We start from the raw sequence: 22,606 nt of genomic DNA, 5'->3' as shown, positions 1-22,606 counted from the left end.
AATCCATCTTGCTTCCCTTACCTATGGATTGCTTCGCTTCGCTCGCAATGACGAACAGGGTTCTATCCCCCCGGCGCGCCCTGCGTGTTGACGTACAGCGCGTAGATCGACTGGCTCGCGGCCATGAACAGCCGGTTGCGCTTCAGGCCGCCGAAGCAGAGGTTGGCGCAACGCTCGGGCAGCGCGATGCGGCCGATCATTTTGGCGTCGGGGGCGAAGACCACGACGCCGTCGAGTTCGGGATCGCCCATGCCCCAGCCGCACCACAGATTGCCGTCGATGTCGGCGCGCATGCCGTCGGGCGTGCCGGGCCCGGCGTCGACGAACACGCGTTTGTTGGAGATACTGTCGCCGCTTGCTGAAACGTCGTAGGCCAGAATCTTGCGAGTCGGCACGCCGCGCGATTCAATGATGTAGAGAATTTCTTCGTCGGGCGAGAAGCACAGCCCGTTGGGCCCCAAAATGCCTTCGGCGACGATGCTGGCCTTTCCGGTGGCGCCGTCGATCCGGTAGACGTTCATGTCGAGCTCGGCCTCGGCCTTGTAGCCTTCGTAATTGCCGAGCAGGCCGAACACCGGATCGGTGAACCAGATCGAGCCGTCGGATTTCACGATCACGTCGTTCGGCGAGTTCAGCCGCCTGCCGTCGAAGGAGTCCATCAGAACGGTGATGGAGCCGTCATATTCGGTTCTGATGACGCGGCGGCCGCCGTGTTCGCAAGTGACCAGGCGGCCCTGGCGGTCGCGGGTGTTGCCGTTGGCGAAGTTCGACGGCTTGCGGAAGATCGAGACTGCGCCGGTTTCCTCTTCCCACTTGATGATGCGCTGATTGGGAATGTCGCTGCACAGGAGATAGCGGCCGTCGCCGAACCACACCGGGCCCTCGGCCCAGCGCAATCCCGTGGTCAACCGCTCCACCGCCGACAGTTTCAGCCAGTATTTTTCGAAGCGGGGATCGAGCGCGTGAATGGCGGGATCGGGATAGTGCGTCGCCGGCTGCCAGCCGGCCCGGGGTTTGGCCTCGGACATTTGCTGTTCTCGTTGTTGCGTTTCCTCGCGTTCTGGTTTGCTATCATTGTCAGTCAACGACCGCAAATCGGCCGCAGCATCGAGGGAATGAAATGCCACGCATATTGATGACCGGCGCCGCCGGCGGAATCGGCGCCAGCCTTCGCAAATTGCTGCCGCCGATCTATCCCGACCTGTTGCTGAGCGACGTCGAGACACCCGCCGATCTCTGCGCCGGCGAAAAATTCAAGGCGGCCGACTTGTCCGACCTCGCACAGGTCGAGGCGATCTGCGAAGGCGTCGACGGCATCCTGCATTTCGGCGGGTTTTCGGTCGAAGGCCCCTGGGACGACATCCTGCAGTCCAACATCATCGGCTGCTACAATCTGTTCGAGGCGGCGCGGAAAAACGGCGTCAAGCGCGTGGTGTTCGCGTCGTCGAACCATGCGGTCGGCTTCTATCCGCGCCATCATCGCATCGGCACCGGCGTGACGGCGCGGCCGGACAGTCGCTACGGCGTCAGCAAGGTCTTTGGCGAGGCGGTGGGCGCGCTCTATGCCGACAAGCACGGGCTCGGCGTAACGTGCCTGCGGATCGGCAATTTCGGCGACAAGCCGCTCGATCACCGCCGGCTCTCGATCTGGCTCAAGCCGGAAGATCTGGTGCAACTATGCCGGATCGGGCTCGACCATCCCGACATCCATTTCGAGATCTTCTACGGCGCGTCCTACAACGAGCGGGCGTGGTGGGACAATCACCGCGCTTACGACCTCGGCTATCGTCCGACCGGCAGGGCTGAGGATTTTCGCGAACATGCGATGGCCGAGCAGGCGAAGCTTCCGCCCGATCCGGTCAGCGATTTCTACCAGGGCGGCGCGTTCTGCGGCATGGAGTTCAGCGGCGACAAGAGCCGGGTTATCGACTGGAAGTGACGCAACGCGTCATTCCGGGATGGTCCGAAGGACCAGACCTCAGATGTGCGCTGCACATCGGGGAATCTCGAGATTCCGGGTTCGCATCTTCGATGCGCCCCGGAATGACGGTTGCTAGCCCGCGCTCTTATCTCCAGCGATACGTCCGAGATAATCCGACTTGCTCAACTGCATGTGATCGACGCAGAGCTGCGCGAACGCCCAGTTGTCGCGTCCCCTCAGCAGCTCGATCATCAGTTCGTGCTGGCGCCGTGACTGCGCCAGCCCTTCCCTGTCGGCGAGGTTTTTCGCCCGCATCGGCAGGGTCAGGTTCATGTAGTCCTGCAGCGAGCGCACCAGATAGGGATTGCCGCAGGCGGAGAACAGCGCGACGTGAAACGCGTCGTTGGCTTCATGGATGCCGCGCAGATCCTGTGCGTCGGCCCTGGCGCAATATTTCCGCTGCAGCTCGGTCAGTTGTTCGATCAGGCTCGAGGGCGCGGGCAGGGCGATCATCAACGCCGCCTGCCGCGTCAGCATTTCCCGCACCTCGTAGATTTTCCGGACCTCTTCGCTGGAATAGAACCGCACCGTGGCGCCGATGTTCTTTTCGCGCAGCACGATGCCCTGGCGCTCGAGCTGAAACAGCGCCTGGCGCACGAAATGCCGGCTGGCGCCGTAGCGCGCCATCAGCGCGTCCTCGACCAGCCGCGCGCCGGGCGCGAAACGGCCGAAGATGATGTCCTCCTCCAGCCGGCGGATGACCTCGGCCTGCTCTTCCTCGCGCGAAAGCGGGATGATTTCCGGTGATGCAGCCGGTGCTTTCATGGGCGCTCGCTTCAGATCGCTGCTGAAGTCAGCACGGCATGGCATCCATTGTCAATAATGAGGCCGCCGGCTTTCTGTTTTCTGGGAGGTCCCGGTCGCGATTATCAAATATTGACAATAATTCTGCGGACTTCATAAGTGAGCAGGCAAGGCGACAGGGAATGAGCACGATGGCGGACGGGCTGCGCAAGGGTTTGACCAGTTACGGCGACGCCGGGTTTTCGCTGTTTCTGCGCAAGGCTTTCATCAAGGCGATGGGCTATTCCGACGACGCGCTCAACCGCCCGATCGTCGGCATCACCAACACCTACAGCGACTACAATCCCTGTCACGGCAACGTCCCCCAGATCATCGAGGCGGTGAAGCGCGGCGTGATGCTGTCGGGCGCGATGCCGATGGTGTTTCCGACCATCTCGATCGCCGAGAGTTTTGCGCATCCGACCTCGATGTATCTGCGCAACCTGATGGCGATGGATACCGAGGAGATGATCCGGGCGCAGCCGATGGATGCCGTCGTGGTGATCGGCGGCTGCGACAAGACGCTGCCGGCGCAGATCATGGCCGCGGTCTCAGCCGATCTGCCGACGGTGGTGATCCCGGTCGGGCCGATGGTGGTCGGCCATCACAAGGGCGAGGTGCTCGGCGCCTGCACCGATTGCCGGCGGCTGTGGGCGAAACACCGCGCCGGCGAAATCGATGAGGTGGAAATCGAGGCGGTCAACGGCCGGCTCGCGCCGTCCGTCGGCACCTGCATGGTGATGGGCACCGCCTCCACCATGGCCTGCATCACCGAAGCCCTCGGCCTGTCGCTGCCGATGAGCGCGACCATCCCGGCGCCGCATGCCGAGCGCTTCCGTTCCGCCGAGGCCAGCGGCAGGGTGGCCGCCGAAATGGCCAAATCAAAAGGGCCGAAGCCGAGCGAGTTGCTGACGGCCTCATCGTTCAAGAACGCGCAAGTGGTGCTGCAGGCGATCGGCGGTTCGACCAATGGGCTCATTCATCTCACCGCGATCGCCAACCGCACCTCGCATCGCATCGATCTCGAGGCCTTCGACAAGCTCGGCCGCGAGGTGCCTGTGCTGATCGACCTGAAGCCGTCGGGCGAGCATTACATGGAGCATTTCCATCATGCCGGCGGCCTGCCGAAACTGATGGCGCAGCTCGGCGATCTCATCGACCTCGACGCCAGGACCATCACCGGTGCGACCTTGCGCGATGTCGTCGCCGGCGCGGAAGACGTGCCGGGGCAGGACGCCATCCGTCCGCGCAACAACCCGATCAAGCCGGAAGGCGCGATGGCAGTGCTGCACGGCAATCTCGCGCCGCGCGGCGCCGTGATCAAGCATTCCGCCGCGAGCCCCAGACTGCTGCAGCACACCGGCCGCGCCGTGGTGTTCGAATCCGTCGAGGATATGACGCTGCGGGTCGACGATCCCGACCTCGACGTCAACGCCGACGATGTGCTGGTGCTGCGCAACGCCGGCCCCAAGGGCGCGCCGGGTATGCCGGAGGCGGGCTACCTGCCGATCCCCAGGAAGCTCGCGCGCGGCGGCGTCAAGGACATGGTGCGGATATCGGACGCGCGGATGAGCGGCACGGCGTTCGGCACCATCGTGCTGCACATCACGCCGGAATCCGCGGTCGGCGGTCCGCTGGCGCTGGTGAAGAACGGCGACATGATCCGGCTCGATGTCGCCAGGCGCCGCATCGATCTCCTGGTCGACGCCGCCCAACTCGACAAGCGCCGCGCGGCGCTGGCGCTCCCGGCGACGCCGGATCGGGCGAAGCGCGGCTACGCCCATCTGTTCAACGAGACCATCCTGCAGGCCGACGAAGGCTGCGATTTCGATTTCATGCGCGGTGAGGGCAGGGAGTAGCTTCCCTCCGGTCGTCATGCCCCGCGAAAGCGGGGCATCCAGCAATCCGCGGCGGTGAATTGAACCGATAAGCCGCGGCGTACTGGATCATCCGCTTTCGCGGATGATGACAGCTGACTATTGGATCGACTCCGCTGACTTACTTCGACTTGCTCGTGAACTTCTTCACCGCGGCACGGAAATCTTCCGTATGCATGGCGTCGATGATCTTCTCTTCTTCGGCGTCGAGTTGCTGTTTGGTCGGGGTCGCCGCGGCCTGGTAGATCAGCGATTTGGTGCCGGCGATGGCGGCCGGCGGATTCTGCGCCAGGCGATGCGCCAACTCGCGGGTCGCGGCTTTCAGTTCGACTGCCGGCACCACCCTGGCGACCAGACCCCAGTCATAGGCCTGCTGGGCGGTGAAGCTGTCCTCGGCCAGAAATATCTGCAGGGAGCGGCGGGTGCCGACGGTACCGACCATGCCGACGGTAGAGCCGCCGTCCGGCGACACGCCGATCTTGGCGTAGGCCGGCGTGAAGCGGGCGGTGTCGGCTGATATGCAGAGGTCGGTGACGAACGCCAATCCCATGCCGGCGCCGGCCGCGGAGCCGTGGACGCTCGACAGCACGATCTTGGGCATCCGCCGCACCGTCTCGATGAACGCGTGATAGTGCTTGAGCAGTTCGCCGACCACGGGCGCGATGGTGTCGGCCTCGGCCGCGGCCCCGATGGTCTGCAGATCGCCGCCCGCGCTGAAGGCGCGGCCTTCGCCCTCGATCACAAGCACCCGGATGTCGTCATTGGCCTCGACCTCGGCGCCGAGTTGTTCGAGCTTCTTCGCGATCGAAAGGTTGATCGAGTTGAAGGCGTCGGGCCGGTTGAGCGTGATGGTGGCGATCGGGCCTTCGATCCTGAGCAGTGCCGGTTCGTCGGAAGGGGGCGCGGTAGCCGGATCGGGGGTCGTCATCGGAAGGGGCCTCGGGGGTTGGAAGGGCGCGGGGCATTTAAATCGCAGAAGGGGACAGGTGACAATCCCGGCGAAGTCTGCAAGACTTAGATCCTATCCCTCATGGTTGGGCGACGCGCTTGCGCGGGCCCGAGCGATGGGGCCAAGTGATGCTCCCATCCCGCAAGATGCGGCCACGAGCGCCGTTATTCTGGATGAGGCGAGCAAGCACCAAAATCGGTGAAGAGAGGAGATGACATGGGTAATCCCTGTGTTCTTCCAGTTGGGCTGTACCGATGACGCAAGGACCGGTCCTCATTGTCGGCGCGGGTCATGCGGGTTTTCAGGTCGCAGCATCGTTGCGGCAGCATGGCTTCGGCGAGCGCGTCTGCCTGATCAACGACGAGGCGCACCTGCCGTATCAGCGGCCGCCTCTGTCCAAGGCCTATCTGAAGGGCGAGGGACGGCCGGACAGCCTGATGTTCCGGCCGGACAAGTTCTATCGCGACCAGAACATCGAGCTGATCGCCGATCGCGCCGTTTCCATCGACCGGACCGCGCGCAAGCTGAAGCTCGCCTCCGGTTCCGCGCTCGATTACGGGCACCTGGTGCTGGCGACCGGTGCGCGCAATCGCCTGCTCGATATTCCCAACGCGCGTCTCGAAGACGTGCGCTATTTGCGAATCCTTGATGAGAGCGAGGCGCTGCGAAAGCGGATCGGCTCCGGCCAGCGCGTCGTCGTGATCGGCGCCGGCTTCATCGGGCTGGAATTCGCCGCCACTGCCCGGGCCAAGGGCCTGGAAGTGGATGTGGTCGAACTCGGCACGCGCGTGATGGCCCGCGCGGTGACCGCCGAAATCTCGGAATATTTTCAGGCGCGGCACACCGCGGCGGGCATCCGCATTCATCTCGGCGTGCAGGCGACCTCCATCGAGTGCAACGGCGCTGACGTCTCCGGGGTCAGCCTCAGCGACGGCCGCCATATACCGGCAGACTTCGTCGTGGTCGGCGTCGGCGTCCTGCCCAATGTCGAACTGGCTGCGGAAGCCGGCCTGCCGGTGGCTTCGGGCATCATCGTCGACGAGCAATTACTGACATCGGATCCCGATATTTCGGCGATCGGCGACTGCGCGCTGTTTGCAAGCCCGCGCTTTGGCGGGTCGCTGCGGCTGGAGTCCGTGCAGAACGCCACCGATCAGGCGCGATGCGTTGCGGCGCGGCTGACCGGCGACGCCAAGACCTATGACGGTCTGCCCTGGTTCTGGAGCGATCAGGGCGACGACAAGCTGCAGATCGCGGGTCTGACCACCGGATACGATCAAGTCGTGGTGCGCGGCGACCCGGCGCAGCGATCGTTCTCGGCGTTCTGCTACAAATCCGGGCAGCTCGTCGGCATCGAATCCGTCAATCGTGCGTCGGATCACGTGTTCGGACGCCGCATCCTGGCTGTGAAGGGATCGATCGCGCCGGAGCAGGCAGCGGATACCGCCTTCGACCTCAAGGCGGCCCTGACTTAAGTCGATTCCCGGGCCACTTGCATCCGCACTTCATATCGGCGACGTTGTCGGCTGAGACCCATCAACGAGGTCTCAGGCAATGAATTAAAGGGAGAGAATCATGTCCGTCTGGACACGCCGTCTGGCGCTATCATCGGTCTTCATTTTCGCAGCAGCCATCGGAAGTCCGGCCTCGGCCCAGACCAAGCTGAAATGGGCGCATGTCTACGAGATCGCCGAACCCTATCACGCCCAGGCGCTGTGGGCCGCTGAGGAAATCAAGAAGCGAACCTCGGGCCGGTATGAAATCCAGGTGTTTCCGGCGTCCCAGCTCGGCAACGAGAACCAGATCAATGAGGGGCTCGGCCTCGGCACCGTCGATATCATCTACACCGGCACCTCGTTCGCCGGCTCGATCCATAAGCCGCTGGCGATCTCCGGCGCGCCGTTCATGGTGCGCGACTTCAATCACTGGAAGTCCTACCGCGACAGCAAGCTGTTCCGCGACATCGCCAAGGGCTACGAGGACAAGACCAAGCACAAGATCATGGCGCTGACCTATTACGGCGAGCGCATGGTGACCGCCAACAAGGAAATCAAGAAGCCCGAGGACATGAAGGGCATGAAGCTGCGCGTGCCGCCGGCGCCGCTCTATCTGATGCTGGCGAAATCGGTCGGCGCCAACGCCACGCCGATCGCCTTTGCCGAGGTGTATCTCGCCTTGCAGCAGGGTACCGTGGACGGCCAGGAGAACCCGCTGCCGACCATCATGGCCAAGAAGTTCTACGAGGTGCAGAGCCACGTCATGCTGACCGGTCACATCATCGAATCGTTGTTGACGATCACGGGCTCACATGTCTGGTCGAAATTGTCGGACGCCGACAAGAAGGTGTTCGAGGAGGTGCTGGTGCAGGCAGCCGCCAAGTCGTCGGATCAAATTCGTGAGTCCGAGCAGAAGATCGCGGATCAATTGCGCAAGCTCGGCAAGACCGTGGTCGAGGTCGACCGCGAGGCGTTCCGCAAGGCGGCGATCCCGCTGCACAACGACGCGTCCGCCGGCGCCGGCTGGAGCCGCGCGGAATACGACGCGCTGCAGGCGCTGAAGTAAACCACGCTGTCGTCCCCGCCTAGTGCGCAATTGCGCACGGGAGCGGGGACCCATACGCCGGGGTCCTTTCAATAAGGCAATCTGGCAGACACCTTTTGCCACCATGAACGCCGGTGGTTATGGGTCCCCGCTTTCGCGGGGACGACGATAGATAGTGGATCACTGTTCATGAACACCAGCCCCAAATCCGCCAACGCTGCTCCGTCGGATGACGTTCACCTGATCGTCGCCAAGGACGAAGAGGTCGTCATCGAGCACCATCCGGAGGACTGGATCGCCTTCGTGTTGTTCTGGGCGCTGGCCTTCATCGTCTTCCTGCAGTTCTTCACCCGCTACATTCTGAACGACAGCCTGTCCTGGACCGAGGAGATCGCGCGTTACGGGCTGATGTCGCTGGCGTTCATCGGCGGCGCGGTGGTGACGCGCAAGAAGGCGCATATCGCGGTCGAGCTGGTGTCGAACCTGATGGGGCCGGGGCCCATGAGGTCGGCGTTGTTGGCGCTGGTCGATTTCATCACGCTCGGTTTCGTGGGGCTGCTGGCGTATTTCTCGGTGACCATCGTCGAACGCATGCATTCGCAGCGCATGACCGTGTTCGATCTGCCGATGAGCCTGGTTTACGGCGTCGTCGGTCTCGGCTGCTTCATGATGCTGGTGCGCCAGGCCCAGGTGGTCTGGAAGAATGCGCGCGACGGCTGGCGGCGGGCGCCCAAAGTGACCGAACAGATTCACGCCGACTGAAAGCTGGGCTGACCGATGCCGATCCTGATTTTCGTATTCTTTGCAACACTGCTGGCCGGCATTCCCGTGTTCATTGCGCTGGCGTTCTCGTCGCTGCTCTACACCCACTTCATTGCGGGGATTCCGGATTTCGTGATCCTGCATCGCATGGCCGGCGGGCTCGACAGTTTCCCGCTGCTGGCGGTGCCGTTCTTCATTCTCGCCGGCAATCTCATGAACTCCGCCGGGATCACTAACCGGATCTACGATTTCGCCGTGGCGACCTGCGGCTGGATGAAGGGCGGCCTCGCCCACGTCAACATCTTCGGTTCGGTGATCTTCGCCGGCATGTCCGGCACCGCGATCGCGGACGCCGCCGGCCTCGGCACCATCGAGATCAAGGCCATGCAGGACCATGGCTACAGCACCGAATTTTCGGTCGGCGTCACCGCGGCGTCCGCCACGCTCGGTCCGATCATTCCGCCGTCGCTGCCGTTCGTGATCTACGGCATGATGGGCAACGTCTCGATCGGCGCGCTGTTTCTCGGCGGCTTCATCCCCGGAGCCGTGATGACCCTCTTCATGATGCTGTATGTGAGCTATGTCGCGCGCCGCTACGGCATGGGCCGCGACCAGGCATTCCGCTGGGACGTTCTCTTCAGGACTTTCATCGCGGCGCTGCCGGCCCTGATGACGCCGATCATCATCGTCGGCGGCATGACCTTCGGCTGGTTCACGCCGACGGAAGCCGCCATCGCAGCCTGCACCTGGGCGCTGATGCTCGGTATCTTTCTGTACCGTTCGCTGTCGCTGAAGCAGTTCTACAAGGTCACGATGGACACCATCGAGACCACGTCGGGCGTGCTGCTGATCGTTGCCGCGGCCTCATTGTTCGGCTGGGTGCTGACCACGACGCGGCTGACGGAAGCGGGCGCGGAAGCGCTGCTGCAGCTGACCAACAACAAGTACATCATCCTGCTGTTGATCAACGTGCTGCTGCTGGTGATCGGTTGTTTCCTGGAGCCGATCGCCTCGATCAGCATTCTGGTGCCGGTACTGATGCCGATCATCCTCAAGGTCGGCATCCACCCCGTTCATTTCGGCGTGGTGATGACGCTCAACCTGATGATCGGATTGTTGCACCCGCCGCTCGGCATGGTGCTGTTCGTATTGTCGAGAATCGCGAAACTGTCGATCGAGCGCACCACCATGGCGATCCTGCCGTGGCTGGTTCCGCTGTTGATGTCGCTGATCGCGATTACCCTGATCCCCGAACTGACGCTGTGGCTGCCGCGCACCATGGGGATGTTGAAGTAATTCAACGGGAGGTGACCGCGGCAACCTCCGCCGCGGTCGGCATCGACGGCGCGGCGCCCATCCGTTGCACGCAGAGCGAGGCGGCGGCGTTGGCGTAAGCCAGCGCCTCGCGGATGGATTGGCCGCCGGCGAGTTGGGCCGCGACCGCGCCGACAAAGCAGTCGCCGGCGCCGGTGGTGTCGACGGCTTTGACAGGGCGGCCCGGAACGATCAGCGGTTCGCCGTCCACTAGCGCCAGCACGCCACGCTTGCCGAGCGTGACGCAGACGATGCCGTCCTTGCCGATCCGCAGCGAACGCGCGGCTTCGACGAAGCGGGCGGGATCGTCGGTGTCGCGAAGCTCGGTCTTTGCCAGCAAGCCGAGTTCGGTCTCGTTGAGGATGAGGATATCGACGAGGCCGAGCAGGTCGGCGCCGCATTCGATCGCGGGCGCGGGATTGAGGATGGTGGTCGCGCCGGCGGCGCGGGCGCGCCGGAAGAAGGCGTCGATCGCGGGCAGGGGTATCTCGAACTGGCTGACCGCGACATCGCCTTTCGCCAGCGCTGATGCGGCGACGTCGTCATCGCTCACCAGCGCATTGGCGCCGGGAATGACGACAATGGTGTTGTCGGCATTGGCGATAGTGATGACGGCGGTTCCGCTGTGGGCGCCCGCGGTTTCCCGCACCAAGCTCAGGTCGATCCCCTGTGCCGCAAGGAACGCCCTCAATTCGCGGCCGAAGGCGTCGCCGCCGAGCCGGCCGATCAGCGTCGTCGGTGCGCCCAGTTTCGCCGCCGACACCGCCTGGTTGGCGCCCTTGCCGCCGGGAAAATAGAGCACGGCATGGCCTGCGACGGTCTCGCCGATGCGGGGATGCCGGTCGGCCGTCGTCACCACATCCATATTGATGCTGCCGGCGACGAAGACGCGCCCCATGCTTTATTCCCAACAGAATTGGTCAGACCCGGACGCCAAACTCCTGCCTGACGGCTTCGATGTCCGGCAGCGTCGGCAAGCCGGCCTCGTTGCCGAGATGCTGGATTTTGAAGGTCGACGCCGCCCGCGCGAAATCGAAATGATCGTGCCAGCTTTTGCCGGGATTGGAGAGATAGGAATAGACGTAAGCGCCATGGAAGACGTCGCCGGCGCCGTTGGTGTCGAGCACGCGTTCGCGCGGAATCGGCAACGCCGGCAGCGTATGCGTGGTGCCGGTCTCGTCATACCAAAGCAGGCCCCTTTCGCCCATGGTGACGCCGCCGACCCGGCACCCCCTGCTCTTGAGATACTCCAGCATCTTTTCCGGCGTCAGGTCCATCTGCTCGCATAGCCGCTCGGCGACGATGGCGACGTCGATGAATTCCAGGAGCTCATGGGTGTTGGCGCGCAGGCCGCCGCCGTCGAGCGAGGTCAGGATGCCGGCCTCGCGGCACAGTTTGGCGTAGTGGATCGCGGCGTCCGGCTGGTGGCCGTCGACATGCAGCGCGCGGCAGCCGCCGAGGTTCAGAAGCGGGAAGGGGTGGATATGCTCGTCGTCGCGGCAGCGCACGATCGCCCGCTTGCCGTCCTTCGGCATGATGAAAGACAGCGACGAGGAATTGACCTTGCGCGGATGGATCGAGATTCCGTACTTCGCGCTCATGTCCTGGAACATCCGCCCCAGCCAGTCATTGGCCACGGTGGCGATCAGGTCCGGCACGATGCCGAGCTTGGCGCAGCAGAATGCCGCGGTGACGGCGTTGCCGCCGAACGAAACGGCGTAGGCCTTTGCGACATGCTTCTCGTCGCCGGTCGGCATATGGTCGGTGATGAAGGTAACGTCGATATAGGTCTGTCCGATGAAGAGGGCCTGCATAAATCTGTCCGTGGTGGCTAAGGGATGATCCCGGCCGGCATCGACACATTAGCACCGCTTATTGCGGATTATTCGCTGAAATTATTCGCAAGCTTGCCGCCTTAATCGCTTGAGATAACCATATGGCCGGACTACGACCGTCCCCAGGCGTCGTCGGCGTGCAGCCTGGCTAACGGCCCGTGCCGGCTCCGGGTTCCCGGTGGCAAGACAAATGGGGTGGGAAACGATGTCCGTCTATTCCGGTCCGGTGTTCGACATGGCGGCCGAGCAGTTCGGGGTGATCGCCAATCATCTGTCGATCCCTTTTGACGAGCGCGACCGGCTGCTGCTGCCGAAACGCGCGGTCATCATCTCCTGTCCGATCCACCGCGACGACGGCTCGATTACGGTGTTCGAGGGCTATCGGGTGCAGCATCACCTCACCCTCGGCCCGACCAAGGGCGGCACCCGCTTTGCCCCCAGCGTCGATATCGGCGAGGTGGCGGCGCTGGCGATCTGGATGAGCTGGAAGTGTGCGCTGGTGGGCTTGCCCTACGGCGGCGCCAAGGGCGGCGTCCGGGTCGATCTGACGACGCTTTCCAAGCGCGAACTGGAGGGATTGTCGCGCCGCTACATGCAGGAAATGATCCCGTTCGTCGGTCCGCACACAGATGTGATGGCGCCCGACATGGGCACCAACGAGCAGGTGATGGCCTGGTTCATGGACACCTATTCGATGTATCAGGGCCGCACCGTCACCGAGATCGTCACCGGCAAGCCGGTGTCGTCGGGCGGCACGCTGGGACGGCGGGAAGCCACCGGGCGCGGCGTCGCTCACATCGCCAAGCGCGTGTTGAACGAGCTTTCGATCAATCTCGGCACCGCCACCGCGGTGATCCAGGGTTTCGGCAATGTCGGCTCCTATGCGGCACTGGAGTTGCACAGGTTCGGCCTCAAGGTAATAGCCGTCAGCGATCACACCGGCGCGCTGCACGATCCCTCCGGACTCGATATTCCCGCGCTGATGCGGCATGCCGGCACGCATGGCAGCATCGCCGGCTTCTCCAACCAGTTGCAGTTCGATCCCGCGCAAATCTTCGCGCTGCCCTGCGATGTGCTGGTGCCGGCGGCGATGGAACGGGTAATCGATGCGCAGGTCGCGGCAAACCTGAAATGCCGGGTGCTGGCGGAAGGCGCCAATGGTCCGACCACGCCCGACGCCGACCTCGTGCTGGAAAAGCGTCAGGACGAAGTCTTTGTGATTCCGGATATCCTCTGCAACGCCGGCGGCGTCATCGTCAGCTATTTCGAATGGGTGCAGGACCTGCAGCAGCTGTTCTGGGAGGAGGAGGAGGTAACGCGGCGTGAATATCAGATCCTCGACCGTGCCTTCGACCAGATGGTAACGCGCGCCAGGGTCGACAAGATTCCGCATCGGACCGCCGCGATGGCGATCGGCGTGGAGAAGGTCCGCGCCGGCAAGAACATCAGAGGACTTTTCCCGTGATTACCGGCCTCGACCACATCGTCGTTCTGCTTTCCGATATCAAGGCCGGCGCCAAAGCCTATGAACTGCTGCTCGGGCGTGCGCCTTCCTGGCGAAGCCAGACCGACGGCGCCGAGACCGTGCTGTTCACCCTCGACAACATGTCGCTGGAGCTGATGGCGCCGGCAGGCAGCTCCGAGACCGCCGAGCGCATCCGCACCGTGATCAGGATCTGGGGCGAGGGGCTTGCCAGCATCTGCTTCCGCGTCGGCGACATCGGGAAGATGTACCGCCGGCTCGATCGTCTGGCGCTGAAGCCGGATCCGGTGGCCGAGGTCGAGAGCCGCGACCTGGAAACGGGCGGGACGTTGCGCTGGAAGCGAACCCGCGCGGCGACCGACCTGACGCGGGGAGTCCGGATGTTCTTCCTCGAGCTCGCCCAGGACCGCCCGCACTCGGCCGCGATAGCGGAGGCGCCGATCCTGGGGCTCGACCATGTCGTGGTCTCGACCGAGGATCCCGAGCGCGCCGCGGCGCTCTACGGCGCGCGGCTGGGTCTCGACATGGCGCTCGACCGCTCGCATCAGGACTGGGGACAGCTGATGTTCTTCCGCTGCGGCGATCTCACCGTCGAGGTGGTGCGCCGGCCGGTCGCGGGCGCCGACCAGACCCACGACAAGTTATGGGGCCTGAGCTGGCGCGTCGCCGACGTCGACGCGGTGCGCGCGCGGCTCATGGCATCGGGCGTCGACGTATCGGAGGTGCGCACCGGCCGCCGGCCCGGCACCAGGGTGGTGAGCGTGCGCACCGGCACCTGCGGCATCCATACGCTGCTGATCGAACGGACGGCGAGGGGGGCGTAGTGCTCTTCCCGTCATTGCGAGCGAAGCGAAGCAATCCAGACTTGCTTTGCGGCCTTTGGATTGCTTCGCTTCGCTCGCAATGACGGCGATAGAACACGCTTCATTCTCAACCTGCCGCCTTCCGCGTGCTACATCCGCATCGGCGCCGGTCTGACACGCCGCGCTGCAACATCGTCGGGAACCGGATTGGCGCTCTCTGTTAATATTACGCCTTAACTAACAATTAATTATGCGTTTGTGGGCACGAGAAGTCCGGCCTAGCGTGCCTTTGGGGGCTGCTCAACCAACGAATGGATGCGTGCCATGGCGTATAGAATGCATAGGGCGTTCGTCGGCCCCCTCAGCCTAGCAGTGCTAATGCTTGCGGCGACCGAGACATTCGCCCGGTCGGGAGCCGCGCCACGTGGAGGGGTTACTTCGGCGCATTCGTTTTCCCGTCCGTCAGTCGGGCATCACCGCAGACACAATATTGCGCCCCTGTGGCCGGCAACAGGGGGCTTCTTCTACGGGCCATCGAATGGCGAAGCCATGGCAGGTGCTACACAACCGATATCGGGCGATATCCGTTACACCTACACCTATGATGTTCCCTGGGATTGGTCGCATCGATTTCCGCCGGCTGTCACGCCTTCTGAACGACCCTATGTGCAGAGCTGCTCCGCGGAGACCGTAACGGTTCCGGGACGCAACGGCAGAGAGCAAGCCGTCAATATCATGCGATGCTATTAGGGCACGCAGCCGGCGGCGTGCGCGCTGGGTGCCCCCGTCGAAATACCCGATGGCGGCGATGACGACTTTGAGAACAAGGCTGCGCGCTGCGGCACAGCAACCGGCCCGATCTCCGTCGTCCTCGCGAACGCTGGGATGCACGCCACGAGCGCTGCCGTTGCCGCTACCCCCTCCCTAGCTCTCCCCCGTAAGGGGAGTAAGGTTTCATTTTCCATGATTGAGGCTCTTTGGACAATTTTTAGGCAAATTTTACAGCCGCCCGCTACGACATGGCCAGGCATTTTCCGGTCGAGGCCCTGGCGCCATGAATTTTTCCTCTTTGTTATTGTCCGCACGACGAGCTTCCGCCCGGTTCCTTGAATGCGACAAGGGTAACATCGCGGCGATCTTTGCCATCTCGCTGGTACCCCTGCTCAGCTTCATGGGTGCTGCGATCGACTATACCCGCGCCAACAATGCGCGCTCGTCGATGCAGGTAGCCCTCGATTCAACGGCGCTGATGCTGGCGAAAGATCTGTCCGACGGAAGAATCACAACCAGCGAGATCAATGCGAAGGCGCAGACCTATTTCGCCGCGCTCTTCACCAATACGGACGCCAGGTCCGTCGCGATCAGTGCGACCCATACGGCCAGCTCCAGCCAGGGTTCGACCATCCAGGTCAACGGATCCGGCGCCGTGATCACCGAATTCATGAAGGTGGCCGGCTTCCCGAATATCAACTTCAACACCAGTTCGACCTCGGCATGGGGCAGTGTGCGGATGCGGGTGGCGATGGCGCTCGACAACACCGGATCGATGGCGTGGGACGGAAAGATGCCGGCGATGCAGACCGCGGCCAAGAGCCTGATCGATCAGCTCAGCGCGCTCGCCAAGACGAACGGCGATATCTATATCTCCATCGTGCCGTTCGCCAAGGACGTCAATGTCGATGCCAAGAGCTATGCGGGAGACTGGATCGACTGGGCCGACTGGGAGGCGGTGAACGGCAGCTGCAACAGCCCGTACTACCATTCACGAAGCTCGTGTGTATCCCACGGCAAGACTTGGAACCCGTCGAACCACAATACCTGGACCGGCTGCGTCACCGACCGCGATCAGAATTACGATACGATGAATACCACACCGGTGATTTCGAACAGCGCAACGCTTTTCCCCGCGGAGGAATACATTTCCGGCGGCAGAAAGTACTGCAAGAAGGGCAATCATCCCTACCTGCAGCCGGTCATGCCGCTGAGTTACGACTGGAGAGCGCTCAAGAAGCTGATCGACGACATGCAGCCGACCGGCAACACCAACCAGGGCATCGGCATGGCGTGGGCCTGGATGACGCTGGGCACGGGAGCCCCGTTCAATGCGCCCGCCAAGGATCCCAACTATACCTACAAGGATGCCATCATCTTGTTGTCCGACGGCCTGAACACGCAGAACCGCTGGTATAACAACGCCTCGCAGATCGACGTCCGCCAGAAGATCCTGTGCGATAACGCCAAGGCCGCGGGAATCACGGTCTACACCGTCCAGGTCAATACCGGCGGCGATCCGACCTCGGCGGTTCTGCAATACTGCGCCAGTACGTCCGACAAATTTTTCCTTGTCACGTCAGCCAGTCAGACCGTCTCGGCCTTCAACTCGATCGGGACATCGCTGTCGAAGCTGCGCGTCGCCAAATAGTCGCGACGAGCACTCCCGGCGAATTGGCGCGCACCGCATGGTGGTTTTGAGCCGGCCTCCTTCTGCATTCCGGTATTGTCTCCATGGGCCTCATCCGGCCCTTGCGATAACAACCCCAACTCTGTGATATCGGTTGCGCTGACGACCTCGTCCGCCCCCGGAGCCAATTGCATGACCGATCCCGCCACCTATACGCCGCCGAAAGTCTGGACCTGGAACAAGGAGAGCGGGGGCAGGTTCGCCAGCATCAACCGCCCGATCGCTGGACCGACCCACGACAAGGAGCTGCCGGTCGGGCGCCATCCGCTGCAGCTTTATTCGCTGGCGACGCCGAACGGCGTCAAGGTCACGGTGATGCTGGAAGAGCTGCTGGCGCTCGGTCACAAGGGCGCGGAATACGACGCCTGGCTGATCAAGATCGACGGCAATCAGTTCGGCAGCGGGTTCGTCGCGGTCAATCCGAACTCCAAGATACCGGCGCTGATGGACCGCAGCGGGCCCAAGCCGATCCGGGTATTCGAGTCCGGCGCCATCCTGATGCACCTCGCGGAGAAGTTCGGGGCGTTACTGCCGACCGATGCTGCGGCCCGCGCCGAATGCCTGTCGTGGCTGTTCTGGCAGATGGGAGCTGCGCCCTATCTCGGCGGCGGGTTCGGGCACTTCTACGCCTACGCGCCGACCAAGATCGAATACGCCATCGACCGTTTCGCGATGGAGGTGAAGCGCCAGCTCGACGTGCTCGACCGGCGGCTGGCGGACAACGAGTATGTGGCAGGCTGCGATTATACGATCGCGGACATCGCCATCTGGCCCTGGTACGGCAGTCTGGCGAAGGGCGTGCTCTACGGCGCGGCGGAATTTCTTTCCGTGCAGGAGTACAAGAACGTGCAGCGCTGGACCGACGCCATCGCCAAACGCCCGGCCGTGCAGCGCGGCCGCATGGTCAACCGCACCTGGGGCGAGCCCTCGAGCCAGTTGCACGAACGCCACGACGCCGGCGATTTCGAAACTAGGACGCAGGACAAGCTCGCGGCCAGCCAGGCCGCCGCGGGCGCATAGCGGCGACACCGCCCGGTGGTCTGACGGGGGGCTTGCCCTTGCAGGAATGTCCGCTTTCCGGATTAAATGTATTCGATAGATAGACGCCCGCCGCCCCGCCTAACGCAGGAATACCCCGAAATGGATTTTGAAGAACTCGTCAACACGCGCCGGAGTGTGCGCGGTTTCAGGGATCAGCCGGTGCCGCGCGCCGTGATCGAGGAAATCATCGAGGTCGCCAAGCGCGCGCCGTCGTCGATGAACACCCAGCCCTGGCATGTGCATGTCCTGACCGGAGACCCGCTGGAAGTAGTCCGCCGGCGCAATATGGAAGAGATGCTGGCCGGCGCCCAGCCAAAGCGCGACATCGTTTCGCATGGCGAATATCAGGGCGTGCACCGCGGCAGGCAGGTCGACATTGCCAAGAAGCTGTTCGGCGCGATGGGAATTGCGCGCGACGACAAGCCGATGCGGCAGGACTGGGTGTTGCGCGGATTCCGGCAGTTCGATGCGCCGGTCTCGCTGGTCCTGACCTACGACAAAATCCTCGATCCCGGCGCGGTGTGCCACTTCGACCTCGGCGCGCTCTGCTACGGCATCGTGCTGGCCGCCTGGGACCGTGGCCTCGGCTCGGTCATTAACGGCCAGGGCATCATGCGCTCGGATATCGTGCGCGAGGTCGCCGATATTCCCGAGGATGAAGTCATCATGACCTGCGTCGCGATGGGATATCCCGATGACAATTTTGCGGCCAACGCGGTCAGGTCCGACCGCGAGCCGAACCGCGATTTCGTTCGCTATGTCGGGTTTCAGGACTAGACACGGACGCCACGAAAGGCCGCGGGTGCGTTACCCGCGGCCTTTCGTGCTCACGCCTGTAAGGCTGGGTCGCTACCAGCCGTGACTAGAAATGATAGTTGAGGCCAGCGCGGAGAATATTCGCGGTCAGCTTGCTCGAGGTGTTCACGGTCAAGCCAAAGCCGGGAGCCGTGGCCGTGATTGTTTCCGACTGGGACGACAGCCGCGAGAGGAATCTCATCGTCAGCTTCAACGAGATGATCGGGGGTAATCTTACGGTGTCAGATGAATTCACCTTCTCCGGACCGCATACGATGACGGCCGCCAGATGGGAGAAGGCGGCTCGGACAGGCATATTCCTGTCATTGTCAAGTCTTGAGGAAGCGATGAAAAGGATCGCGCCTCCGTAAGTGGCTCCCGCCGTTGATCTGCATCAAGACAAAGCAGCTCAAGAGCACGAAAATTATTAAAATATCGCTTGGACAGCAGCTGGTCATGAATACGCATTCTTTCGATCAGCCTTATCCCCTGCTTCGCCTGTTCCTGCGCTACATCGTCCCCGGACTTCTGATCCTGCTGGTCTTGTCGGCTTTCCTGACTGGTGTTGGCGCGCGTCAACTGGCCGAAGGACTTTATCTTGAACAGGCGACACGGCGTGCGCAGGTCATCGACCGCGCGATGACCGAAGTAGCCCCGGATCATTGGCGCCGCCTCAAGCGCGGCGAGGCGCCAGCGTCGGTCTATGGCGAGGCCGTTGGCCAGACGCTGCTTGCCGAATTGACCCGCGAAGTACGCGAACTCGACCTCACGCATCTGAAGATCTATTCTTCCCGCGGAGTCATCCAGTATTCGACGGATGGCAGCCAGATTGGAATGGAAGACCGCAGCCGGGCATTCGTAGCGGCCGCAGAGCGCGGGGCCAGCACGGCAGTATATAAGACAGCCCCGGACGGATCGGCGCTGTATGAGCTCTATGTCCTGGTTGCCGTGCCCGATGGATCACCGGTGATCTTCGAATTATACGAGCCCGTCAGCCACCTGAATGCGCTGCTCTGGCGTGCAAGTATCGCTGCCGCCGGCGTGCCGAGCGTCATTCTGATCGTACTGATGCTTGGGATGACGCGCCTGGTCGTGCTGGCGCAGAAAAACATCAACAACCGGGCCGCGCTGGTAGCTGACTTGCGCACACGTCTCGAACGGCTGCTATCGGGCGCGGCATCCCAGGCGGTGCATGACGCGGTCAGCGTGGGCGGCGGCATCGCTTCGAGCCGAACGCGCTGCACCATTCTCTATTCCGATATTCGCGACTTCACGTCATTCGCGGAGGCCAATGGACCGGAACAAGTGGTTCATTTTCTCAACCAATCGATGACCATCGTGGTCGGTGCGATCACGCGCGCAGGCGGCGATGTCGACAAGCTGATCGGCGATGCGGTTCTGGCGCGCTTCCACGGTGCGCGGGCAGAGGCGCGCGCCATCAGCGCGGCACGCGAGGCGCTGGGCCTGCTGGACCAGGCCAATCTGCCGCGCGGCGTCGGCATCGGCATCTATACGGGCGAGGTGATTTCCGGCACTATCGGGCCTGCCGACCGGATGGATTTCACGATCATTGGCGATACCGTGAACCTCGCTGCGCGTCTGTGCGCAGCCGCTTCACGGGGCGAGATCGTCGCCGACGCGGAAACCGTGACAGCTGCCGGCGATGGGGAATTCGGTGCGGCTGAAGTCATTTCCGTGAAAGGCCGGCGCAGCCGGCTGGAGGTTCGGCGCTGGCAGATGGCATCGGCGGCTGAACTTCCCTAGCCGACCGCGCACGGCACGCGCAGGAATCCACGAAACCGAGCGCGGCCGCCGCGCACCGGTGCGCCGTCCAGCGCGTAATCCGGAAACCGGGCCAGGAATCGCGAGATCGCGATCGCGCCTTCGAGCCGCGCCAGCGCCATCCCGGCGCATTGATGCGCGCCGGTAGCGAAAGCGAGATGCCGGTTCGGTGCGCGGCCGATGTCGAAGGTTTCGGGGTCGACGAATTGCGCGGGGTCGCGGTTGGCAGCCCCGATGCACAGCGTCACCGAGGTGTCGGGGGCCAGGGTGACGCCGCCGAGTTCGACCTCTTCGGTGGTCATGCGGTTGCCGAGCTGGTTCGAACTTTCGAAGCGCAGGATTTCCTCGACCGCGGTTTTGATCAGATCTGGATTGTCGATCAGCCGCTTTTTCTCGGCCGGATGGCCGGACAGCGCCACCAGCCCGTTGCCGATCAGGTTGGTGGTGGTCTCGTGCCCGGCGTTGAGCAGGAAGATGCAGTTGTGCAGCAGCTCCTTCTCGGTCAGGCGCTCGCCATTGTCCTCGCCCTGGATCAAGCGGGTCAGCACGTCTCGCTCGGGATTGCCGGGTTTCGAGCGCCGCCGCGCGACCAGGATTTCGAGATAGGCGAGAAAATCCTTCACCGCCTTGTTGCCGCGCGCAAAGGCCTCGGGTCCGATCACCGGCTCCAGCGCGCCGAGGATGGCCAGCGACCAGTCGCGTAACGGCCCGCGCTCGTCCTGCGGCACGTCGAGCAGATTGCCGATCACCTCGATGGGAATCGCCGAGGCAAAGTCGTCGATCAGATCGACGTTACCCTTGCCGGCCATCGTATCGAGCAACCGGTTCACCAGCGCAATCAGGTCCGGCTCCATGGAGGCGATGGCGCGCGGCGACAGCGCGCCCATGATCAGCCGCCGCACCCGGGTGTGCGCGGGCGGGTCGTTGAAGACGAGGCTGGCGGTGTGGTGCTCGTAGAGCAGCGAATCGCCGTATTTCGGGAAAAACTCTTTCTTCTTGTCGGAGGAGAAAACCTTGGTGCTCTTGTAGGCGCTGACGAGGTCGTCATAGCGGGTCAGGAACCAGGAGCCGTTGGGCATGCGCTTGATCGGCTCGTGCTCCCGCAGTGCACGATAGATCGGGTAGGGGTTTTCGTAGAATTCGGGCGTCAGCTTCTCGATATCGAAACTTGCCGCCAGCTCCCGCGCGTCCGCATTCATGTTGCCATCCCCTTTGGTCGAGCCCGTTATGCCGTTTTCGCTCTATCGCAAAATCCGGTGGCCTCTATTCTCCCGCCCGCGCGCTTTGCCAGCGTCAAGATCGACAGCACCAATCCGGAGCGGGTGCTGTCAAGCCGCGACGGAACCTTCATCGTCAACCGCGTCCGCGGCAGGCTGGGGTTCCACCTGATCTGAAGCCGAGGCTGAAACGGAATCTCACGCATCCGTGTGCACCGCAGCAAAATGCTTGACTTTTACGGGGGTGAGTGCTTACTCACAACCATGAGTACCCCATTGCGCACCCCACTTCGCATGACCAGCGACCTGCGGCGGCAGCTGATCCTCAGCGCCGCCAAGCGTTGCTTTGCGCGCCATGGCTTTGCCGGAACCACGACCAAGAGCGTCGCCGCGGCCGCCTCAATTTCGGAGGGTTTGCTGTTCAAGCACTTCCCGACGAAGTCGGCGCTCTATGCGGAGATTCTGGCTGAAGAGTGCGAGGCCGATCCCGCCTTGCATGAGCTGCTCGGGCTGGAGCCGTCGACGGAAACGCTCGTCGTTCTGATCCGCGGCATGGTTCACCACTTCCTGCATGCGTCGGACCTTCCCGACCAGGAGGAAGCCCAGCGTCTCAGGCTGATGATGACCAGCCAACTCGACGACGGAGAATTCGCGCGGCTGCTGTATGAGAAGATCGGAGATTTGATCGGACCCGTATTCACCGCGTCGCTGGAGCGGGCAGTGGCGGCGGGGGACGCGACACGGATCGGACGCGTGCCGCTCAACCTGTTCTGGTTTGCGCATCACACCGTGTTGATGGCGGCGCTGTCGCGGCTGCCAACGGTTCCTTGCCTGACCTATGCCAACGCCGCCGATCTCGAGCGTCAGGTCTGCGAATTCATTCTCCGTGGAATTGGACTGAACGAAACCGCTATTGCCTCCCATCTGGACCGCGAGCTGTCGCTCCTTCCGGGGCAGAAGGTAACCGCAGAAGGTGCATGAA

Annotated in this window: 21 protein-coding genes; 15 read left to right on the top strand and 6 right to left on the bottom strand. The window is 63.1% G+C overall.

From position 1 onward, the window contains the following. Positions 1–62 precede the first annotated feature (62 nt). Positions 63–1,028 carry an SMP-30/gluconolactonase/LRE family protein gene (locus tag KMZ29_RS19365; protein ID WP_215620726.1) on the bottom strand — a complete coding sequence of 322 codons (966 nt, stop codon included), beginning with the start codon at positions 1,026–1,028 and terminating at the stop codon, positions 63–65. 92 nt (positions 1,029–1,120) lie between these two features. Here KMZ29_RS19365 and KMZ29_RS19360 point away from each other — a divergent pair, with 92 nt between their 5' ends. Beyond that, positions 1,121–1,939: an NAD-dependent epimerase/dehydratase family protein gene (locus KMZ29_RS19360; protein ID WP_215620725.1), complete on the top strand. Its 819-nt coding sequence runs from the start codon at positions 1,121–1,123 to the stop codon at positions 1,937–1,939. 114 nt (positions 1,940–2,053) lie between these two features. Here the strand turns inward: KMZ29_RS19360 and KMZ29_RS19355 are convergent, their stop codons facing one another. Continuing rightward, positions 2,054–2,746: a GntR family transcriptional regulator gene (locus tag KMZ29_RS19355; RefSeq protein WP_215620724.1), complete on the bottom strand. Its 693-nt coding sequence runs from the start codon at positions 2,744–2,746 to the stop codon at positions 2,054–2,056. A gap of 170 nt (positions 2,747–2,916) precedes the next feature. Here KMZ29_RS19355 and KMZ29_RS19350 point away from each other — a divergent pair, with 170 nt between their 5' ends. Then, the gene (locus tag KMZ29_RS19350; RefSeq protein ID WP_215624337.1) at positions 2,917–4,623 is read left to right on the top strand and encodes an IlvD/Edd family dehydratase; all 1,707 of its coding nucleotides are present in this window, start codon (positions 2,917–2,919) and stop codon (positions 4,621–4,623) included. Between the two features lie 139 nt (positions 4,624–4,762). Here the strand turns inward: KMZ29_RS19350 and KMZ29_RS19345 are convergent, their stop codons facing one another. After that, positions 4,763–5,569 (bottom strand): enoyl-CoA hydratase/isomerase family protein, encoded by an 807-nt coding sequence (locus KMZ29_RS19345; protein ID WP_215620723.1) that lies wholly within the window; start codon positions 5,567–5,569, stop codon positions 4,763–4,765. 275 nt (positions 5,570–5,844) lie between these two features. Here KMZ29_RS19345 and KMZ29_RS19340 point away from each other — a divergent pair, with 275 nt between their 5' ends. The 4 genes from KMZ29_RS19340 to KMZ29_RS19325 all read left to right on the top strand — a co-directional run bounded on the left by KMZ29_RS19340 (position 5,845) and on the right by KMZ29_RS19325 (position 10,189). Beyond that, positions 5,845–7,065: an NAD(P)/FAD-dependent oxidoreductase gene (locus tag KMZ29_RS19340; RefSeq protein WP_215620722.1), complete on the top strand. Its 1,221-nt coding sequence runs from the start codon at positions 5,845–5,847 to the stop codon at positions 7,063–7,065. Positions 7,066–7,165: 100 nt separating this feature from the next. Next, positions 7,166–8,152, top strand: a complete 987-nt coding sequence (locus tag KMZ29_RS19335; RefSeq protein ID WP_215620721.1) for a sialic acid TRAP transporter substrate-binding protein SiaP — start codon at positions 7,166–7,168, stop codon at positions 8,150–8,152. Between the two features lie 168 nt (positions 8,153–8,320). Then, on the top strand, positions 8,321–8,893 hold the full coding sequence (locus tag KMZ29_RS19330) for a TRAP transporter small permease (RefSeq protein ID WP_215620720.1): 573 nt from the start codon (positions 8,321–8,323) through the stop codon (positions 8,891–8,893). A 15-nt stretch (positions 8,894–8,908) separates the two neighbouring features. Beyond that, complete coding sequence (locus KMZ29_RS19325; RefSeq protein WP_215620719.1) at positions 8,909–10,189, top strand: TRAP transporter large permease; 1,281 nt, start codon at positions 8,909–8,911, stop codon at positions 10,187–10,189. 1 nt (position 10,190) lies between these two features. On the opposite strand, the gene KMZ29_RS19320 is transcribed toward KMZ29_RS19325, so the two are convergent. Further along, complete coding sequence (locus KMZ29_RS19320) at positions 10,191–11,105, bottom strand: ribokinase (RefSeq protein ID WP_215620718.1); 915 nt, start codon at positions 11,103–11,105, stop codon at positions 10,191–10,193. Between the two features lie 22 nt (positions 11,106–11,127). Next, a complete protein-coding gene (locus KMZ29_RS19315; RefSeq protein WP_215620717.1) occupies positions 11,128–12,021 on the bottom strand; it encodes a sugar kinase in 894 nt (297 codons plus the stop codon). Between the two features lie 226 nt (positions 12,022–12,247). Here KMZ29_RS19315 and KMZ29_RS19310 point away from each other — a divergent pair, with 226 nt between their 5' ends. From KMZ29_RS19310 to KMZ29_RS19280, 7 genes are all read left to right on the top strand, one after another. Next, a complete protein-coding gene (locus KMZ29_RS19310; RefSeq protein ID WP_215620716.1) occupies positions 12,248–13,507 on the top strand; it encodes a Glu/Leu/Phe/Val family dehydrogenase in 1,260 nt (419 codons plus the stop codon). Next, positions 13,504–14,349, top strand: a complete 846-nt coding sequence (locus KMZ29_RS19305) for a VOC family protein (RefSeq protein ID WP_215620715.1) — start codon at positions 13,504–13,506, stop codon at positions 14,347–14,349. Before KMZ29_RS19310 ends, KMZ29_RS19305 begins: the two co-directional genes overlap by 4 nt. Positions 14,350–15,382: 1,033 nt before the next feature. Further along, positions 15,383–16,750 carry a vWA domain-containing protein gene (locus KMZ29_RS19300; RefSeq protein WP_215620714.1) on the top strand — a complete coding sequence of 456 codons (1,368 nt, stop codon included), beginning with the start codon at positions 15,383–15,385 and terminating at the stop codon, positions 16,748–16,750. Positions 16,751–16,921: 171 nt separating this feature from the next. Then, entirely contained in the window at positions 16,922–17,809 is an 888-nt protein-coding gene (gene yghU / locus KMZ29_RS19295; protein ID WP_215620713.1) for a glutathione-dependent disulfide-bond oxidoreductase, read from the top strand. A 120-nt stretch (positions 17,810–17,929) separates the two neighbouring features. Then, the gene (locus KMZ29_RS19290) at positions 17,930–18,607 is read left to right on the top strand and encodes a nitroreductase (RefSeq protein ID WP_215620712.1); all 678 of its coding nucleotides are present in this window, start codon (positions 17,930–17,932) and stop codon (positions 18,605–18,607) included. 131 nt (positions 18,608–18,738) lie between these two features. Next, the gene (locus KMZ29_RS19285; RefSeq protein ID WP_215620711.1) at positions 18,739–18,996 is read left to right on the top strand and encodes a hypothetical protein; all 258 of its coding nucleotides are present in this window, start codon (positions 18,739–18,741) and stop codon (positions 18,994–18,996) included. Positions 18,997–19,009: 13 nt separating this feature from the next. Further along, the gene (locus KMZ29_RS19280) at positions 19,010–20,389 is read left to right on the top strand and encodes an adenylate/guanylate cyclase domain-containing protein (RefSeq protein WP_215620710.1); all 1,380 of its coding nucleotides are present in this window, start codon (positions 19,010–19,012) and stop codon (positions 20,387–20,389) included. On the opposite strand, the gene KMZ29_RS19275 is transcribed toward KMZ29_RS19280, so the two are convergent. Then, positions 20,386–21,606 (bottom strand): cytochrome P450, encoded by a 1,221-nt coding sequence (locus tag KMZ29_RS19275; RefSeq protein WP_215620709.1) that lies wholly within the window; start codon positions 21,604–21,606, stop codon positions 20,386–20,388. The two genes, KMZ29_RS19280 and KMZ29_RS19275, sit on opposite strands and share 4 nt — an antisense overlap. 57 nt (positions 21,607–21,663) lie before the next feature. Here KMZ29_RS19275 and KMZ29_RS19270 point away from each other — a divergent pair, with 57 nt between their 5' ends. Beyond that, positions 21,664–21,801, top strand: a complete 138-nt coding sequence (locus tag KMZ29_RS19270) for a hypothetical protein (protein WP_249779732.1) — start codon at positions 21,664–21,666, stop codon at positions 21,799–21,801. A 117-nt stretch (positions 21,802–21,918) separates the two neighbouring features. Next, complete coding sequence (locus tag KMZ29_RS19265; protein WP_215620708.1) at positions 21,919–22,605, top strand: TetR/AcrR family transcriptional regulator; 687 nt, start codon at positions 21,919–21,921, stop codon at positions 22,603–22,605. The last annotated feature ends 1 nt before the right edge of the window (position 22,606 follow it).

It is taken from the genome of Bradyrhizobium sediminis, from assembly GCF_018736085.1.
Taxonomy (GTDB): Bacteria; Pseudomonadota; Alphaproteobacteria; order Rhizobiales; family Xanthobacteraceae; genus Bradyrhizobium; species Bradyrhizobium sediminis.
This window is presented reverse-complemented; position numbering and strand designations above follow the sequence as displayed.